Here is a 16,801-nt window from a genome sequence, read left to right as displayed (position 1 = left end):
GACGTTCAGGCGCTCCGCGGCAGGATCGTCTCGACCAGCGACGCCCAATAGCTGGCGCCGGTGGTCAGGATCGCGTCGTTGAAGTCGTAATGCGGGTTATGCAGGCGGCAGGCCGGGCCGCGATGGCCGCCATGGCCGAGCCAGATGTAGGCGCCCGGCCGTTCCTTCAGCATATAGCCGAAATCCTCTGCCGCCATGGTCGGTGGCGGTGCCCAGACCACATTCTCCTCCCCCACCACCCTGGCGGCGGCGCTTGCCGCGACGCGTGCCTCCGGTTCGCTGTTGATGGTGGCGGGGTAGCCGGGGCGGAAGCGCAGTTCCGCCTTGGCGCCCAGCCCCTCGGCGATGCTGGAGACGAGGCGGCCGAACTGCTCCTGGATGCGGCGGTGGTTCTCTTCCGAGAAGGTGCGCATTGTGCCGAGCATCCGCGCGCTGTCGGGGATGACGTTGGCTGCGGTCCCGGCCTCCACCACCGTGATCGAAACCACCGCACTCTCGGCCGGGTTGGTGCCGCGGCTGACCAGGCTCTGCGCCGCGGTGATGATGTGGGCCGACACCAGGACCGGGTCGATGCCGCGGTGGGGCATGGCGGCGTGGGCGCCATGCCCGGTCACATGGATTTCGAACTGGTTGGCGGCGGCCATCACCGGGCCGGGATGGACGGCGATCTGGCCGGCCGGCAATTCCGGCCAGTTGTGCAGGCCATAGACCTGTTCGCAGTCGAACTGCTGGAACAGCCCGTCGTCGATCATCCGCTTGGCGCCGCCCAGGCCTTCCTCGGCCGGCTGGAAGATGAAGTGGACGGTGCCATCGAAGTTGCGGGTCTCCGCCAGATAGCGGGCGGCGCCCAGCAGCATGGCGGTGTGGCCGTCATGGCCGCAGGCGTGCATCTTGCCGGCATGGCGTGAGGCATGGTCGAAGTCGTTGGCCTCCGGCATCGGCAGCGCGTCCATGTCGGCGCGCAGGCCGATCGCCCGGCCGCTACCGGTGCCGAGCCCGGTCAGCGTGCCGACCACGCCGGTACCGCCCAGCCCGCGATGCACCGGGATGCCGAACTCCGCCAGCTTCGCGGCGACGATGTCGGAGGTGCGGTTTTCCTCGAACCCCAGTTCAGGGTGGGCATGGATGTCGCGCCGCCACGCGGTCATATCGTCCTGGAAGGCGGCGATGCGGTTGTTGATCGGCATGTCTCTAACGTCTGGTTGGAACGGCTGGATCGCGTTCGGGGAGAACCGGGTGAGGAAGGATGAGGGGCGAAGACCGGCGGTTCAGCCGGAGGTGGTCATATCGGGAATGATCATGCCGCGCTGTACCGCCGGTCTTGCGGCGATGGCGTCGTGCCAGCGCTTCAGGTTGGGGAAGCGTTCCAGCAGCCCGCCGCCCGCCACCGCCGCGGCGGCGATGAAGGGGAAGCAGGCGATGTCGGCGATCGAATAGGACGTTCCGGCCAGATACTCCGCCATGCCCAGCCGTTCCTCCAGCGCCGCGTAGCAGCGCATCAGCTCGCCCTTGTACAGGTCGATGGCGTGGGGAATGCGGTCGGGGGAGCGGGCGGCGAAGCGCTGCATGTCGATGGCGGTGGGGCCGAGATCGCTGATGCCGAGCATGAACCAGCTCATCGCCTCCGCCCGGTCGTCCTCGTCCTCGGGCAGAAGCCGGCCGGTGCGCTCGGCGAAATGCAGCAGGATGGCGCCGGAGCCGAACAGGCGCCGCACCCGGCCGCCCGGCAGTTCCTCCACCAGTGCCGGAATCTTGGTGATCGGGCTGACCGCCAGGAAATCCGGCCGCCTGTTCTCGCCTGCCGCCAGATCGACGCGGTGGACGGCGTAGGGCAGCCCCAACTCCTCCAGCAGGATTGAGGCCTTGTGTCCGTTGGGCGTGGGGAAGCTGTAGAGCGTGAGCATGCTGTGACGGTCCCTGCGCTCCGTCCGGGGCCGGATCCCGGGAGCGATGGCGCCAGTCTGGCTGATTTGCGCGGCGAACGCCAGCGACAGCACTCGCAATCCGGCAGCGGTTCAGAACAGCGACGCGCAGCCGTCCGGCTTCACGAGGCGGGTCGCCGTGGGTGGATTGGCCGCCAGCTTCGCCGCCGGGCGGATTGGCCGCCGCACCAGCTCGCCCCCGCAGTTCGGGCAGCGTTCTCCCGGCAGCCGGGCGCGGCAGCCGGCGCAGAAGGTGCATTCAAAGGAGCAGATATAGGCGTCGGTCGCCTCGGGCGGCAGGTCACGGTCGCAGCATTCGCAATTGGGGCGCAGGTCCAGCATGGCGCGGTCTCCGGTTGGGGGATGCACCGTGGAGGATAGCGGGCCTCGCGCGCCGGGGTGAGTGGCGTGGATGCCGATGGGCGTCAAGATCCTGCCAAAGTGATCGCCTGTCCCCGCGGGGACACTACATCGCCTCCGCCCGGCGGCCGAACAGGGCGCGCAGCTTGCGGCCGATGGCGCCGCCCAGCATGCCGTGGCCTCCGCCCGCCTTTGGGAACCACCCGGGATCGTCGGTCTGGAAGCGGCTGACCACCTGGACGAAGGCGTCGACCACGTCGGGGTCGAAGTCGCGGCCCGACCGTTCGACGATCCAGGCGATCGCATCCTCCACCGCCCAGGCGCTGCGGTACTGGCGGCTGGTGATCAGCGCGTCGAACACGTCGGCCACCGCCATGATGCGGGCGCCGATCGGAATGGCGTTGCCGCGCAGCCCCTCCTGATAGCCCGACCCGTCGTAGCGTTCATGGTGGTAGCGCGCGATCTCCGCCGCGATCGACAGCAGCGAGCGGCCGCGCAGCGGCACCGCCGCCTCGGCCAGGATGCGGTGGCCGATCTCGGTGTGGCGCTGGATCATCTGCATGTCGATGCCGGTCAGCTCGCCGGGCATGCCGAGCGTCTCGTCCGATACGCTCAGCATGCCGACGTCGTGCAGCAGGGCCGCCAGCCCGACCTTCTCGACGAAATCGGCGTCCAGTTCGTCCCGGAACTTCTCGCGCTGGTGCAGCTCGCGGGCGATGGAGCCCACCAGCTTCTCGATGCGCTGGAGGTGGCCGGTGGCGGCATTGTCCTTGTATTCGGCCAGTGCGCCCATCGCCAGGACGGTGGCCTTCTGTGAGGTGTTCAGCTCTTCGATCAGCAGGGCGTTCTCGAAGGCGATCGAGCATTTGTTGCGGAACAGCTCCATCAGCTGCCATTCACGGGCGGTGCCGTCGTTGCGGCCCTCGACATAGATCATACCGGTGATGCCGCCGTTGGCGCGCAGGCGCAGCGCGCAGAAATCCGGCTCGATGACCGTCTCGCTGCTGGGCGACAGCCGCTCCAGCGCCGCCTCCACCCGCGGTTCGCCGAGTTCCGCGACCTCGACATCCTTCCACTTGGCGAAGCGGCCGGTGGAGGCGCGCACGCGGATCTTGCGGTCGCGCGGCAGCGTGTCGCCCTGGATGCACAGCAGCGCATGGTGGCCGATGCCGAGCAGCCCGACGACGCGCGGCAGGATGTTGGGGAACAGCACGTCGGGCGTGCGCATCTCCAAGAGGCCGGTGGTGGCGACCAGCATGCGCGCCAGCCCTTTGCGCCCGGCTGCCAACGCCTGGAGGCTGGCGAAGGTGCGCAGTTGGCCGGCGACGGCGGTGCGCAGGGCGCGCGGCGTCAGCTCGGCCTTCGCCCGCCAGTCGCCGACGTCGTTGGCGGCGATGGCCTCATCCTCGTTTCCGGTATCCCCGCTCCCGGTTTCAGCCTCGCGGTCGTCGGTGCAGACCAGGATGCGGGTGCGCTGGTTGCCCAACTCGCGCCGCAGATAGGCCACCAGTTCCAGACCCGTCCTCGGACCTTCCAGCGCGGTTTCCAGCAGGATCAGGGCGGTGTCGGGATGCCGCTGCAGGGCGTCGCGCGCCTCGGCGGCCGAGCTGGCGCCGGTCAGCTCGACTCCGGCGCCGTCGATGGACAGCCCATTGAGTGCTGACCGGGCGGTGACCAGCAGCGACGGATCGGGATCGACGACCAGAAGCTTGAACGGTGGCTTGGCGACCGGACCGGCCATCTCCGGCCGTGCATCGTCGTGGAGCATGGCATTCCCAGCGGTTGCGCGTGTGTGATGCGCGTCCGGCAAAGTAATCCCATCAGACGATTCATTCAACCGGCGACAAGTGCCGCCACCACCTCGGATGCCAGCAGGCTGGGGTTCACCGGCTTGGAGATGACCCGAGATACCCCAAGCTTGGCAAAGGCGGCGGAGGTCAGCTCGGCCGGCACCTTGTCGTCGATGGCCGACAGGATGACCACCGGCATCTCCGGTCGCAGGTCGCGGGCGGCCTTGATGACCTCGAACCCGTCGTGGTCCGGCATGATGATGTCGGTCAGGACGAGGTCGAACTGCTCAACATACAGGATACCGATGGCTTCCGGGGCGCTGGAGCACAGGGTCAGGTCATGACCTTCGCGGGTCAGGATCGCGCGGATCAGATTGCGCGTGACCGGATCGTCGTCCACCACCAAAAGCTTGGCCATGCCAGTCCCCGTCGCGTTCATGCCGGGCGCAGGTATAGCGGGAACCCCCGGTTACGCCAGCGGCAAGTTTATGACTCCCCATTGTCCCCATGCGCGTCAGAATGTCACGCGGCGAGCAGGTCAAGCCGCGAGAAACGGGCTGGCTGTGAGAAACGGGAAAGCTGTGAGAAACGAGTCTTGCCCGGTCCGGCGGCCTTGGAATGGTCCGTCCGTTTGGGGTAGTGTCCGCCGGCACCCCACGGACCAACAACGAGCAGACGCAAGACCGATGTTGCTTCCCAACGCCGTCCGCCGATTTGCCGGGGCCGTCTTTGCCGGTTCTGTCGTCTCTTCCATTGCCGCTGCCGGACTGATGGCTGCCGGTATGACCGCCGCGCCGGCCGCCGCTGCCGACCCGCGCCATCTCGGCACCTTCAAGGACTGGAATGCCTTCCTGTTCGAGGAGAAGGGCCAGAAGGTGTGCTATATGTCCAGCCAGCCCAAGAAGTCGGAGCCGAAGGCGAAGCGCGGCGACATCTACACGCTGGTCACCCACCGTCCGGCGGAAAAGGCGTTGGACGTCGTCAGCATCATCGTCGGCTATCCGTTCAAGAAGGGCAGCGAGGCCGAGGTCAGCATCGACGGCAAGGACTTCAAGCTGTTCACCGACGGTGAGACCGCCTGGGCCCGCGACGCCGATGCCGACCGCGCCGTGACGACGGCGTTGCGCAACGGCAAGCAGATGGTGGTGAAGGGCGTGTCCGGCCGCGGCACCAAGACGACCGACACCTACAGCCTGGCCGGTGTCGGGCAGGCCTATGACGCCATCAACGAGGCCTGCGGCGTGAAGCGCTGATCGCCGCAGCGGTTTACTCGGTCTTTTTCCCCTCGAGTCTTTTGACTCCGCGCGCTCATGGCCCTATGTAATGGGGCCATGAGCGCCTCCAATCATGCTTCCGCCTTCGTTCTGCCGGCGACCGATGCCGACGGACGCAAGAACCTTGTCGGCCTGTCCCGCGAAGAGCTGGAGGCCGAGATGCTGTCGGTCGGCCTGGAGAAATTCCGGGCACGCCAGCTCTGGCACTGGATCTATCACCGCGGCTCCACCGATTTCGCCGAGATGACCACGCTGGCCAAGCCGGTGCGGGAAAAGCTGGCCGACGCCTACATCGTGGCGCGGCCGACGGTGGTGAAGGACCTGAAATCGGCGGACGGCACCCGCAAGTGGCTGCTGCGCATGCCCGACGGGCAGGAGGTGGAGAGCGTCCACATCCCCGAGGAGGATCGCGGCACGCTTTGCGTCTCCTCCCAGGTCGGCTGCACCCTGACCTGCCGCTTCTGCCACACCGGCACTCAGCGTCTGGTGCGCAACCTCGATTCGGCGGAGATCGTGGCGCAGGTGATGCTGGCCCGCGACATGCTGGGCGAATGGCCGGCGCCGCCCGACGGACGCATGCTGTCCAACATCGTCATGATGGGCATGGGCGAGCCGCTGTTCAATTACGACAACGTCGCCAAGGCGCTGAAGATCGTGATGGACGGCGACGGCATTTCGATCTCCAAGCGGCGCATCACGCTGTCGACCTCCGGCGTCGTGCCGATGATGGAGCGCTGCGGCCAGGAGTTGAACGTCAACCTCGCGGTCAGCCTGCATGCGGTGACCGACGAGCTGCGCGACATCATCATGCCCATCAACCGCAAATACCCGTTGCGGGATCTGATGGAGGCCTGCCGCAATTACCCCGGCCTGTCCAATGCCCGCCGCATCACCTTCGAGTATGTGATGCTGAAGGGGATCAACGACACGCCGGCCGATGCGCGGGCGCTGGTCAAGCTACTGGAAGGCGTTCCGGCCAAGATCAACCTGATTCCCTTCAACGAATGGCCGGGCGCTCCGTACGAGCGGTCGACCGCGCGGGCGATCCAGGTCTTCGGCGACATCGTCAACAATGCAGGTTACGCCAGCCCGGTGCGCACCCCGCGCGGCGAGGACATCATGGCCGCCTGCGGCCAGCTGAAGAGCGCCAGCCTGCGCATGACCGCCGCCGAACGCGCCGCCATTGCCGCCGTCATCGCAGAGAAGGACGCGGCGCTGGCGTCGTAAGCACCTAAGCAGGCGCTCTGCCATGCGCAGGCGTTGTTGTCCGCGGCGATGCGGCTTCCCGAAAAGCTCCAGCCTCCGGGAATTGCGAAGGGCGCGGTGCTGTGACAGGGTGTCGGCACCCGCCAACCAGACCCGGCCCAAGCATCGGCATGCCCGCCCCCATTGAGGACATCATCGCCAAGGCGATCAAGGACGCCGACAAGTCCTTCTTCAACGAGGATTATGCCAAGCAGGCGAAGGCGGTGACCGCCGCGCTGAAGAAGGCGGGGTATGAGGTGGCGCCGCTGAAGCCGCCGCCGGGACTGGTCGAATGGGCCAAGGACAACATTCCGTTCGGCCGTCTTCGTCCGACTGAATTGATTACGCAAATGTACTCGATGATGGTCGAGAACGTGCGCCGCTTCGACAAGTAGCGACAGCGCAGGCGCGACGGCCTGCAACTGGCCTCGTTCGCTGGTATTACCACAGGACCGGAAGCCCGTTTCTTTTCAGCCACTTCCCGCGCTGCGCCAAAATCGTCACACCAGCACTTTCGGCCACCCCCCGCCGTTGACTCGGATGCTGCGGGAGCGTAATTCATTGCGCCAACCAATAGGACGGGACAGCCGTCTCAAAAGGGCACGCACCACCCAGCCGCCGCGGCAATCGTCATGTTGCGCCGCGTCCGGCCGCGAACAGAGGACGACGCAATGGCAAACGGCAGCGGTCGGCCGCTCTCCCCGCACCTTCAAGTCTACAAACTCCCGTTGACCGCAGTCATGTCCATCACGCACCGCATCACGGGCGTGGGGCTGGCTGTGGGCACGCTTCTGCTGGTCTGGTGGCTGGTCGCCGCCGCCGCCGGTCCGGAGGCGTTCGCGCGCGCGCAGGGCTTCATCGGCTCCTTCTTCGGCCTGCTCCTGATGTTCGGCTGGTCGGCGGCGCTGTACTACCACCTGTGCAACGGCATCCGCCATCTGGTCTGGGACGCCGGCAAGTCGTTCGAGCTGACCGATGCCGACCGCAACAACAAGGTCGTCCTCGGCGCGACGGCGGTGCTGACCGTGCTGACCTGGATCGTCGGCCTGGCCGTGTGGTGAGGAGATAAGACATGGCGTCCAATAGCAAGACCCTCCGCTCGCCGCTGCAGGTCGCGCGCGGTCTGGGTTCCGCCAAGCATGGCACCGAACACTGGTGGTCGCAGCGCCTGACCGCGATCGCGCTCGTCCCGCTGACCGTCTGGTTCGTCTTCGGCGTCATCCGCCATCTCGGTGCCGATCACGCCGCCTTCGTCGCCTGGATGAAGTCGCCCTTCTCGGCCGTGATGATGATCCTCACCGCCGTGGTCACCTTCCACCACGCCCAGTCCGGGCTTCAGGTGGTGATCGAGGACTACGTGCATGCCGAATGGCAGAAGATGGCGCTGATCATCGGCGTCAAGTTCCTGTCCTTCGCCCTGGCGGCAGCCTGCGTGCTGGCCGTCGTGAAGATCTTCATCGGAGCCTGACGACCATGGCGACCGCCTACAACATCATCGACCACACCTATGACGTCGTCGTCGTCGGCGCCGGCGGCGCCGGTCTGCGCGCCACCTTCGGCATGGCCGAAAAGGGCCTGAAGACCGCCTGCATCACCAAGGTGTTCCCGACCCGCTCCCACACCGTGGCGGCGCAGGGCGGCATCTCGGCGGCGCTCGGCAACATGGGCGAGGACGACTGGCGCTACCACATGTACGACACCGTGAAGGGGTCGGACTGGCTGGGCGACCAGGACGCCATCGAATACATGTGCCGCGAGGCCATCCCGGCGATCATCGAGCTGGAGCACTACGGCGTGCCCTTCTCGCGCACGCCGGAAGGCAAGATCTACCAGCGCGCCTTCGGCGGCATGACCGCGCAGTACGGCAAGACCCAGGCCTACCGCACCTGCGCCGCCGCCGACCGCACCGGCCACGCCATCCTGCACACCCTCTACCAGCAGTCGCTGAAGCATGAGGCGGAGTTCTTCGTCGAATACTTCGCGCTGGACCTCATCATGGAGGACGGCGTCTGCAAGGGCGTGCTGGCCTGGAACCTGGACGACGGCACGCTGCACCGCTTCCGCGGCCAGTTGGTGGTGCTGGCGACCGGCGGTTACGGCCGCGCCTATTTCTCGGCGACCTCGGCCCACACCTGCACCGGCGACGGTGGCGGCATGGTCCTGCGCGCCGGCCTGCCGCTCCAGGACATGGAGTTCGTGCAGTTCCACCCGACCGGCATCTACGGCTCCGGCTGCCTCATCACCGAGGGCGTGCGCGGCGAGGGCGGCTACCTGACCAACTCCAACGGCGAGCGCTTCATGGAGCGCTATGCCCCGTCGGCCAAGGATCTGGCGTCGCGCGACGTCGTGTCCCGCTCGATGACCATCGAGATCCGCGAGGGCCGCGGCGTGGGTGAGCACAAGGACCACATCCACCTGCATCTGGAGCATCTGCCGCCGGAGATCATCCACCAGCGCCTGCCCGGCATCGCCGAGACGGCCAAGATCTTCGCCGGCGTGGACGTGACCAAGGAGCCGATCCCGGTTCTGCCGACCGTCCACTACAACATGGGCGGCATCCCGACCAACGTTCACTGCGAGGTTCTGTCACCGACCGCGGAGAACCCGGACCAGGTGGTCCCGGGCCTGATGGCGATCGGCGAGGCCGCCTGCGTGTCGGTCCACGGTGCCAACCGCCTGGGCTCCAACTCGCTGCTCGATCTGGTGGTGTTCGGCCGTGCGGCCGCCATCCGCGCCGCCGAGATCGTCCAGCCGGGCAAGGCCCCGTCGGTCAAGCCGGATGCTTGCGACAAGGCGCTGGAGCGGTTCGACCGCATCCGCAACGCCAAGGGCTCGATCAAGTCGGCCGACCTCCGGCTGGAGATGCAGCGGACGATGCAGAACAACTGCGCCGTCTTCCGCACCGGCGAGGTCCTGGACGAGGGCGTGAAGAAGATCGACGCGGTCTATGCCAAGAAGGGCGAGATCGCCATTTCCGACCGCTCGCTGGTCTGGAACTCCGATCTGGTCGAGGCGCTGGAGCTGGACAACCTGCTGGGCCAGGCGGTCGCCACCCTGCATTCCGCCCAGAACCGTCCGGAAAGCCGCGGCGCCCATGCCCGTGAGGACTATCCGAACCGCGACGATGAAGGCTGGATGAAGCACACCGTCATCTGGGTCGCGGACAATGGCGAGACGAAGATCGATTACCGCCCGGTCCACATGTACACGCTGACCGATGAGGTCGAGGTCTTCCCGCCGAAGGCCCGTGTGTACTAAGGCCCGCCGGATAAAGGAAATCAGCCATGGTTGAATTCAACCTGCCAGCCAACTCCAAGGTCGGTGTCGGCAAGACCGTCAACGTCGCGAACGGCGCCAAGCGGGCCAAGACCTTCAAGATCTACCGCTGGAACCCGGACGACGGCCAGAACCCGCGCGTCGACTCCTATGTGGTCGACCTCGACAAGTTCGGGCCGATGATCCTCGACGCGATCATCTACATCAAGAACCAGGTCGACAGCACGCTGACCTTCCGGCGCTCCTGCCGCGAGGGCATCTGCGGATCGTGCGCGATGAACATCGACGGCACGAACACGCTGGCCTGCCTGAAGGCGATCGAGGACGTGCCGGGCGACGTCAAGATCTATCCGCTGCCGCACATGCCGGTGGTGAAGGATCTGGTCCCCGACCTGAAGCACATCTATGCCCAGCTCGCCTCGATCAAGCCGTGGCTGCAGTCGCAGTCGCCGGCCCCGAGCCGTGAGCGGCTGCAGTCGCCGGAGGACCGCGCCAAGCTGGACGGCCTCTACGAATGCATCCTGTGCTTCTGCTGCTCGACCTCCTGCCCCAGCTACTGGTGGAACGGCGACCGCTACCTCGGCCCGTCGATCCTGCTCCAGGCCTATCGCTGGATCGCCGACAGCCGCGACGAGATGACGGGCGAGCGCCTCGACAACCTCGAGGATCCGTTCCGCCTCTACCGCTGCCACACCATCATGAACTGCACCAAGGCGTGCCCGAAGGGTCTGAACCCCGCCAAGGCCATCGCCGAGATCAAGAAGCTGATGGTTGCGCGCCGCTGATCGCGGGCAGTGTCTGCGACATGGAAAGGGCGCCCCCTCGGGGGCGCCCTTTTCGTTTCCGGTCCTTCAGGCGAAATCCGGGTCGGTCGGGCGCGACGGCGGCAGGTCGTTGCCGGGCACCGGGCTGTCGGTGGTGCCGGGGCCGCCGGGGTCGGGCAGGTCCGGGTTGTCGGTGCCCGGCAGGTTGGTGCCGGGGATGTCCTCGTGCGGGCCGGGGAAGGGGTTGGGCGGGGCGGTGCTGAGGCCGGGATCGGTGATCGGCATGCGGTGGTTTCCCTCTGTCGGTTGTTCGCGGTTGCACGCTCTCCCGTATCAACGGCCGAATCCGCAATCCGCTCCCTCGCACGGGACGATTGCGTGCGCACCGGTTGACCGGCGGCGGCGAGGGGGTATGCTCTTCGGGAGATCACCAACGACGACGAACCACGAATGGGCGGTGCCGGCCGGCGGCGCCCAGCGTAGGGACACATTTTCTTTCTAGGGAAGGACCAATCATGGGCGGCATGGCAGGCCAGGCGTGGAGCTGGATCCAGGGCGAGTGGGTGGAGGGCAATCCGCCGATCGTCGGACCGCTGTCCCACACGCTGTGGCTCTCTTCGACGGTCTTCGACGGCGCCCGCGCCTTCCAGGGCGTCGCCCCCGACCTTGACCTTCACTGCGCCCGCGCCATCCGCTCCGCCCAGGTGATGGGGCTGGAGCCGATGGTGACTGCCGGTGAGATCGAGGAGCTGTGCTGGGACGGCATCCGCCGTTTCCCCAAGGAGGCGGAGCTCTACATCCGCCCGATGTTCTACGCCGATGACGGCTTCGTCGCTCCGGCGCCGGAGAGCACGCGCTTCGTCCTGTCGATCTACGAGGACCCGATGCCGAAGCCGACCGGCTTCGCCGCCTGCATCTCCACCCGCCGTCGCCCGATCCCGACTATGGCCCCAACCGAGGCGAAGGCCGCCTGCCTCTACCCCAACGCCGGACTGGCGCTGACCGAGGCGCGCAAGCGCGGCTTCCAGAATGCCATCATGCTGGACGCCATCGGCAATGTGGCGGAGTTCGCCACCTCCAACATCTTCATCGCCAAGGATGGCGTGGTGCGGACCCCGGTGCCGAACGGCTGCTTCCTGAACGGCATCACCCGCCAGCGTGTCATCGCCCTGCTGCGCAACGACGGCGTGACGGTGGAGGAATGCACCCTGACCCCGCAGGACATTCTGGACGCCGACGAGGTCTTCTCCACCGGCAACCACGCCAAATGCGTGCCGGTGATCAAGGTGGAGGACCGCAGCCTTGCCGCCGGGCCGCTGTTCCAGCGGGCGCGGGCGCTCTATTGGGAATACGCGTTCCGCTGATCGAGCAGAGCCACCGCCGCCCGGCGGTGATGGGCCAGCGTGGCGGTCAGACGGCTCAGCCACGCGTCCCTCCGGCAGGTCGCGGCGGTCAGCGCGCTGCGCCGCCGGGCAGTGGAGAGCCGGGCCTCGGCCGCGAGCGTGCTGTGCAGACGGAGCGTTGCGGCGCGCTTCATGGCGTTGGCGCGGTCTACCCCGCCGAGCAGGGCGACACGAAGCTCAGGGCTTGGCGGCCGGGTGTCATGGGTACGATGAAGGCTGTCCAGGCGAGCGGCTCGGTCCATGGGATGGACAGTAGCGCCTGTCCGAGCGGCCGGTAAAGGGAAATTTTTCCTAGGATCGCGCACCGGGCGGGGAGGTGTTTACCCCCACCCTCATTGGCTTGCCCAGATGATCCGGGCCATCCAGGCGACGTCCGACAGCGGGATGCTACGGTCCGGGTGGGCGCGGTTGATCGACAGCAGCTCTATCTTGGTCGCCGTCTCGCGGATCAGCTGCTTGGCCATCACTTCGCCGCCCTTGGTGCGGACGACGACGCGGTCGTTGCGGCGGATCTGGGCAGCCGGAGAGACGATGATGGTGTCGCCGTCACGATAGACCGGCTCCATGCTGTCGCCGGAGATCTCCAGGGCGTAGGCGTGCGGGTCGCCCAGGCTGGGGAACAGCAGCTCGTCCCAGCCGCTGCCGGCGGGGAAGCCGGCATCGTCGAAATAGCCGGCTGACCCGGCCTGGGCATAGCCGATCACCGGAACCCGCTGAAGCGGGGTGCTGCCGGCACCGTCGCCGACCAACGACACGAATTCGGACAAGGACGCGCCAGTGGCGTCCAGCACCTTGGAGATGCTTTCCGTCGACGGCCAGCGCAGCTTGCCGTCGCTGGTCGTGCGCTTGCTCTTGTTGAAAGTCGTCGGATCCAGTCCGGCGCGCCGTGCCAACCCGGAGGCGGAGAGCCCGTGCTGTGCCGCGAGGCGGTCGATGGCCCGCCAGATGTCCGTATGTTTCAGCATGGGACGATAATCTCATAAAGCGGCGACAGCGTCCCTAGGAACTTTTTCATAAAACCATTGACCCCAGGCGGTGGGCGGAACATAACGCAAACAGATGGCGCCGCCACGATCGAGGCCAACTGGGCCAGAGCCGATGCCATCCCTTTCAAAATCCAAAGCCGCAAGGAGACCAGCATGCTGAGTCCGGCCGCCCCCGCTTTGCCCGCCCCCCGCCTTTCCCGGGCCGTTCCCCTGAAAGCGGAGCCCTACAGCGTCGAGGGCGAACCCTTCGCCGGTGCGGAGGAGGCTTGGTTCTGGGCGGTGCAGGCGCAGGACGCCAAGGCGGCCGGGGCACGGATCGTCGCCGGCTGCGGGCAGATCGCGCGGCCGTGCGAGCCGCAGGACGTTCTTCAGGTGGTCGACCGGCTGTACCGGACGCGCAAGCTGCTGCGCGACCATCTGCATGTGCTGGTCCATTACGGCCGCCGCCAGAGCGCGCCGGAACCTGAGCGCTTCCGAGAACAACGCGCTCATGCCCTGTGGCAGGAGGCCTTCGGTTTCATCGCCCCGGCCCTGCGCAACAAAGGCATCGTCCGGGGCATCGCGCGATGACTCCCACCCCCTGGACGGCGGCCTGGGTGGTCTATCGCGGCGAGGCGCCGCTGTGGTGGCTGCGGCTGCTGAAGCCGGGCTTCCGCCACTGCCTCGCCCTGCTGACCGACGGGCGGCGCTGGGTGGCTGTCGATCCACTTGCGGGCTTTACCGATATCGCAGTGCTGGACCTGCCGGCCTGCTTCGACCTGCCGGGCTGGTACCGCTCCCAGGGGTTGACGGTCGATGCCGCCCCGCTGCGCCGCCCGGCCGGTCCCGCTCCCTGGGGACCCTTCACTTGCGTCGAGGCGGTCAAGCGCCTGATCGGCCTGCGCGCCCGCGGGGTGCTGACCCCCTGGCAATTGCACCGCCATCTGACTGGAGGAGACCGCGCATGCCCGCATCCACAGCCGTGAAGCCGCTCGCCCGCAGGAAGGGTGACCTGACGGAGCCCGAAGCCCTGCTGGAGCGCTATCGCGTCGCCCGCGAACGGCGCAGCGTGTGGGAAAGCCATTGGCAGGAGTGTTACGACCATGCGCTGCCCAACGGCCGGCCCTTCCGCGGCGGCGGCACGCCGGGCGAACGCCGGGTCGACCGGCTGTTCGACGGTACCGCTCCCGATGCGGTGGAGCAACTGGCGGCCAGCCTGCTGTCGGAACTGACGCCGCCCTGGTCGCGCTGGTTCGGCTTCCAGCCCGGCCCGACCCTGACCGGGGCGGAGCGCGACCGTGTCGCCCCGCTGCTCGACCGTGCCGCCGGGATCGTCCAGGCCCATTTCGACCGCTCCAACTTCGCGGTGGAGATTCATCAGGCCTTCCTCGACCTCGTCGCCGTCGGCACCGCCAGTCTCTTGATGGAGGAGGCCGCGCCCGGCGCCCCGTCCAGCCTGCGCTTCACCGCCGTGCCGCTGGCCGAAGCGGTGCTGGAGGAGGGGCCGGACGGCCGGCTGGACGCCACCTTCCGCCGCAGCGAGGCGACGCTGGCCCAGATCCTCCAACGTTTCCCCGGTGCCGAGCTGCCGGACGAACTGCGCAAACAGACGGCCGAGGATCCCGACAGCCGCTTCCCCCTGGTCGAGGCGGTGCTGCCCGACGGCACGGCCTATCGCTGGGGCGTGGTGCTGGACAGCGGGCTGGCCGAGCCGTCCTGGCTGGCGCAGGGGCGCTTCGCCCAATCGCCCTTCGTCAATTTCCGCTGGCTGAAGGCACCAGGCGAGACCTATGGCCGCTCGCCGGTGATGAAGGCGCTGCCCGACATCAAGACCGCCAACAAGGTGGTGGAACTGGTGCTGAAGAACGCCTCGATCGCCGTCACCGGCATCTGGCAGGCCGACGACGACGGGGTGCTGAACCCCACCACCATCCGGCTGGTGCCCGGCACCATCATTCCCAAGGCGGTGGGGTCCGCCGGGCTGACGCCGCTGGCCAACCCCGGCCGGTTCGACGTGTCGCAGCTGGTGCTGGACGATCTGCGCGGGCGCATCCGCCACGCGCTGCTGGTCGACCGGCTGGGGCCGGTGGAGTCGGCGCGGATGACCGCGACCGAGGTGCTGGAACGCTCGGTGGAGATGGCGCGGCTGCTCGGTGCCACCTACGGACGGTTGCAGGCGGAACTGATGACGCCGCTGGTGCTGCGGGCGGTGTCGATCCTGCGTCGGCGCGGCGAGATCCCCGACATCACCGTCGACGGCCGGCTGGTGGAGTTGCAGCACCGCTCCCCGCTCGCCCAGGCCCAGGCCCAGCGCGACGTCCAGGCGACGCTGCGCTGGCTTGACAGCGTCAAGGCGCTGGGACCGGATGCGGAGGCCACGGTGGATGCTGCGGCGACCGCCCACTGGCTTGGCGAGGCCTTCGGCGTGCCGGCCAAGCTGATGCGGGCGGAGGTCGCAGCTGCCGGGACCAGCGCCGGCCTTTCTGCTGCCGGCCTCTCCACTGACGGTGGTTCCAATGGCTGACGGCCCGATGGTCGAGCAGGGCGGCTGGGACTGGCTGGAGCCACCGTCTGCCTGCGGTTTCGATAACGCCACGGCACCGGAAGCCGATCCGGCTCCCAGCTTCGCCCGCTGCTTCGCCGGAAACGATGGGGCGCGGGTGCTCGCGGTGCTGCGGGCGATGACGCTCGACCGCGCGCTGGGGCCCGACGCGCCGGAGGCGGCGCTGCGTCACCTCGAAGGACAGCGTCAGCTGGTCGCCACCATCCTCGCGCTCGTCGTGCGCGGGCGGGTGGGCTGACCGGTGGCGCCTTCCTCCTTTCCCTTCCTTGCAGGAGTTGATGATGGCCGACACTCTGCTGACCGAATCCGCCGTGACTCCCGCCGACATGGTCCCGCCGCTGCCGATTCCGGACAAGTTCCGCGATCCCAGGACCGGCGCCCTGCGTGTCGAGGCGCTGCTGAAATCCTATCTGGAACTGGAACGTCGCCTGTCGTCGCAGGGCCAGACCCGGCAGGCGCCGCCGGATGCCGCGTCCGAGTCGCTCTCCGAAACCGCCCCCTTCGATCCGGCCAGCCTTGATCCGGCACAGCTCCGCCGCCTGCTGGGTGTGCCGGAGACGCCGGACGGCTACAGCATCGCTTGCGACCACGGCCTGTTCCAGCCCGATCCGGAGATCAACGGCCGCCTGCATCAGGCCGGCTATACCCCGGATCAGGCGCAGCTTCTCTATGATCTCGCCGCCGAGCGGATGATGCCGCTGATCCAGGCCATAGCCGCCGAATTCCAGGCGGAGCGCGAGGTCGAGCGGCTGGTCGCCCGCTTCGGCGGCGAGGAGCGCTGGCGCGAGGTGTCGCGGCAACTGCTGGCCTGGGCCGGCAAGGCCCTGCCGCCGGCCGCGGTGGAAGGGCTGGCGACCACCTACGAAGGTGTCATGGCGCTTTACGCGATGATGACCGGCAGCGAGCCGGCGGCCTTGTCAATGGCGGGAAACCGGACCGGCGGCGGCGAGGGCGAGGCCGAACTGCGCACCCTGATGCGCGACCCGCGCTATTGGCGCGACCGCGACCCTTCGGTGATCGCCCGTGTCACCGAAGGATTTCAGCGCCTTTATCCCGGCCAGGGGTGATCGGGAGTGAGATGAACAGGTCCCGGCCGCCATTCCCTCGTTTCTACAGCGTTACGGAGGGACCGGTGGCCGGGGCAAAGGGCAGAACAGGGACAAAGCGCCGCAGCATGCAACCTTCGTATGGGTTGGACAGGTATCTGTTGCGCGTGCGAAGAAAAATTGAATTGCACGA

At 67.7% G+C, this 16,801-nt stretch carries 21 protein-coding genes; 13 read left to right on the top strand and 8 right to left on the bottom strand.

Going from position 1 to position 16,801, the window contains the following annotated elements:
- Window positions 1–5: 5 nt before the first annotated feature.
- From E6C72_RS03755 to E6C72_RS03735, 5 genes are all read right to left on the bottom strand, one after another.
- Window positions 6–1,187, bottom strand: coding sequence for a M20 aminoacylase family protein (locus E6C72_RS03755; protein WP_109443476.1), 1,182 nt, complete (start codon window positions 1,185–1,187; stop codon window positions 6–8).
- Window positions 1,188–1,268: 81 nt separating this feature from the next.
- The gene (locus E6C72_RS03750; RefSeq protein ID WP_109443508.1) at window positions 1,269–1,904 is read right to left on the bottom strand and encodes a glutathione S-transferase family protein; all 636 of its coding nucleotides are present in this window, start codon (window positions 1,902–1,904) and stop codon (window positions 1,269–1,271) included.
- 111 nt (window positions 1,905–2,015) lie between these two features.
- The gene (locus E6C72_RS03745; RefSeq protein ID WP_109443475.1) at window positions 2,016–2,264 is read right to left on the bottom strand and encodes a DUF1272 domain-containing protein; all 249 of its coding nucleotides are present in this window, start codon (window positions 2,262–2,264) and stop codon (window positions 2,016–2,018) included.
- Between the two features lie 124 nt (window positions 2,265–2,388).
- Window positions 2,389–4,050, bottom strand: coding sequence for a response regulator (locus E6C72_RS03740; protein WP_109443474.1), 1,662 nt, complete (start codon window positions 4,048–4,050; stop codon window positions 2,389–2,391).
- A 65-nt stretch (window positions 4,051–4,115) separates the two neighbouring features.
- On the bottom strand, window positions 4,116–4,490 hold the full coding sequence (locus E6C72_RS03735; RefSeq protein WP_109443473.1) for a response regulator: 375 nt from the start codon (window positions 4,488–4,490) through the stop codon (window positions 4,116–4,118).
- A gap of 364 nt (window positions 4,491–4,854) precedes the next feature.
- On the opposite strand from E6C72_RS03735, the gene E6C72_RS03730 reads away from it, so the two are divergent.
- The 7 genes from E6C72_RS03730 to E6C72_RS03700 all read left to right on the top strand — a co-directional run bounded on the left by E6C72_RS03730 (window position 4,855) and on the right by E6C72_RS03700 (window position 10,652).
- Window positions 4,855–5,325: an invasion associated locus B family protein gene (locus E6C72_RS03730; RefSeq protein WP_247875994.1), complete on the top strand. Its 471-nt coding sequence runs from the start codon at window positions 4,855–4,857 to the stop codon at window positions 5,323–5,325.
- A 78-nt stretch (window positions 5,326–5,403) separates the two neighbouring features.
- Window positions 5,404–6,573 (top strand): 23S rRNA (adenine(2503)-C(2))-methyltransferase RlmN, encoded by a 1,170-nt coding sequence (rlmN, locus tag E6C72_RS03725; RefSeq protein ID WP_109443471.1) that lies wholly within the window; start codon window positions 5,404–5,406, stop codon window positions 6,571–6,573.
- Between the two features lie 149 nt (window positions 6,574–6,722).
- Window positions 6,723–6,986, top strand: a complete 264-nt coding sequence (locus tag E6C72_RS03720; protein ID WP_063635482.1) for a hypothetical protein — start codon at window positions 6,723–6,725, stop codon at window positions 6,984–6,986.
- 276 nt (window positions 6,987–7,262) lie between these two features.
- Window positions 7,263–7,652 carry a succinate dehydrogenase, cytochrome b556 subunit gene (sdhC, locus tag E6C72_RS03715; RefSeq protein ID WP_098738833.1) on the top strand — a complete coding sequence of 130 codons (390 nt, stop codon included), beginning with the start codon at window positions 7,263–7,265 and terminating at the stop codon, window positions 7,650–7,652.
- Between the two features lie 11 nt (window positions 7,653–7,663).
- On the top strand, window positions 7,664–8,059 hold the full coding sequence (sdhD, locus tag E6C72_RS03710; RefSeq protein WP_042701290.1) for a succinate dehydrogenase, hydrophobic membrane anchor protein: 396 nt from the start codon (window positions 7,664–7,666) through the stop codon (window positions 8,057–8,059).
- Between the two features lie 5 nt (window positions 8,060–8,064).
- Window positions 8,065–9,849, top strand: a complete 1,785-nt coding sequence (gene sdhA, locus E6C72_RS03705) for a succinate dehydrogenase flavoprotein subunit (protein ID WP_109443470.1) — start codon at window positions 8,065–8,067, stop codon at window positions 9,847–9,849.
- 26 nt (window positions 9,850–9,875) lie between these two features.
- Window positions 9,876–10,652: a succinate dehydrogenase iron-sulfur subunit gene (locus E6C72_RS03700; protein WP_109443469.1), complete on the top strand. Its 777-nt coding sequence runs from the start codon at window positions 9,876–9,878 to the stop codon at window positions 10,650–10,652.
- A gap of 66 nt (window positions 10,653–10,718) precedes the next feature.
- On the opposite strand, the gene E6C72_RS03695 is transcribed toward E6C72_RS03700, so the two are convergent.
- Window positions 10,719–10,916: a hypothetical protein gene (locus tag E6C72_RS03695; RefSeq protein ID WP_109443468.1), complete on the bottom strand. Its 198-nt coding sequence runs from the start codon at window positions 10,914–10,916 to the stop codon at window positions 10,719–10,721.
- Between the two features lie 230 nt (window positions 10,917–11,146).
- Here E6C72_RS03695 and E6C72_RS03690 point away from each other — a divergent pair, with 230 nt between their 5' ends.
- On the top strand, window positions 11,147–11,995 hold the full coding sequence (locus E6C72_RS03690) for a branched-chain amino acid aminotransferase (RefSeq protein ID WP_109443467.1): 849 nt from the start codon (window positions 11,147–11,149) through the stop codon (window positions 11,993–11,995).
- On the opposite strand, the gene E6C72_RS03685 is transcribed toward E6C72_RS03690, so the two are convergent.
- Window positions 11,971–12,276, bottom strand: coding sequence for a hypothetical protein (locus E6C72_RS03685; protein ID WP_109443466.1), 306 nt, complete (start codon window positions 12,274–12,276; stop codon window positions 11,971–11,973). The genes E6C72_RS03690 and E6C72_RS03685 overlap by 25 nt on opposite strands.
- A gap of 90 nt (window positions 12,277–12,366) precedes the next feature.
- A complete protein-coding gene (locus E6C72_RS03680) occupies window positions 12,367–12,999 on the bottom strand; it encodes a helix-turn-helix transcriptional regulator (RefSeq protein WP_109443465.1) in 633 nt (210 codons plus the stop codon).
- A 174-nt stretch (window positions 13,000–13,173) separates the two neighbouring features.
- Here E6C72_RS03680 and E6C72_RS03675 point away from each other — a divergent pair, with 174 nt between their 5' ends.
- The 5 genes from E6C72_RS03675 to E6C72_RS03655 are packed head-to-tail and all read left to right on the top strand — an operon-like array spanning window position 13,174 to window position 16,629.
- Window positions 13,174–13,590, top strand: a complete 417-nt coding sequence (locus E6C72_RS03675; protein ID WP_109443464.1) for a hypothetical protein — start codon at window positions 13,174–13,176, stop codon at window positions 13,588–13,590.
- Window positions 13,587–13,985: a hypothetical protein gene (locus E6C72_RS03670; RefSeq protein ID WP_109443463.1), complete on the top strand. Its 399-nt coding sequence runs from the start codon at window positions 13,587–13,589 to the stop codon at window positions 13,983–13,985. The genes E6C72_RS03675 and E6C72_RS03670 overlap by 4 nt, the downstream gene beginning before the upstream one ends.
- A complete protein-coding gene (locus E6C72_RS03665) occupies window positions 13,964–15,523 on the top strand; it encodes a portal protein (protein ID WP_247875993.1) in 1,560 nt (519 codons plus the stop codon). The genes E6C72_RS03670 and E6C72_RS03665 overlap by 22 nt, the downstream gene beginning before the upstream one ends.
- Window positions 15,516–15,800 (top strand): hypothetical protein, encoded by a 285-nt coding sequence (locus E6C72_RS03660; protein WP_109443462.1) that lies wholly within the window; start codon window positions 15,516–15,518, stop codon window positions 15,798–15,800. Before E6C72_RS03665 ends, E6C72_RS03660 begins: the two co-directional genes overlap by 8 nt.
- A 43-nt stretch (window positions 15,801–15,843) precedes the next feature.
- Entirely contained in the window at window positions 15,844–16,629 is a 786-nt protein-coding gene (locus tag E6C72_RS03655; RefSeq protein ID WP_109443507.1) for a hypothetical protein, read from the top strand.
- Window positions 16,630–16,801 lie beyond the last annotated feature (172 nt).

It is taken from the genome of Azospirillum sp. TSH100, from assembly GCF_004923295.1.
Lineage (GTDB): Bacteria > Pseudomonadota > Alphaproteobacteria > Azospirillales > Azospirillaceae > Azospirillum.
This window is presented reverse-complemented; position numbering and strand designations above follow the sequence as displayed.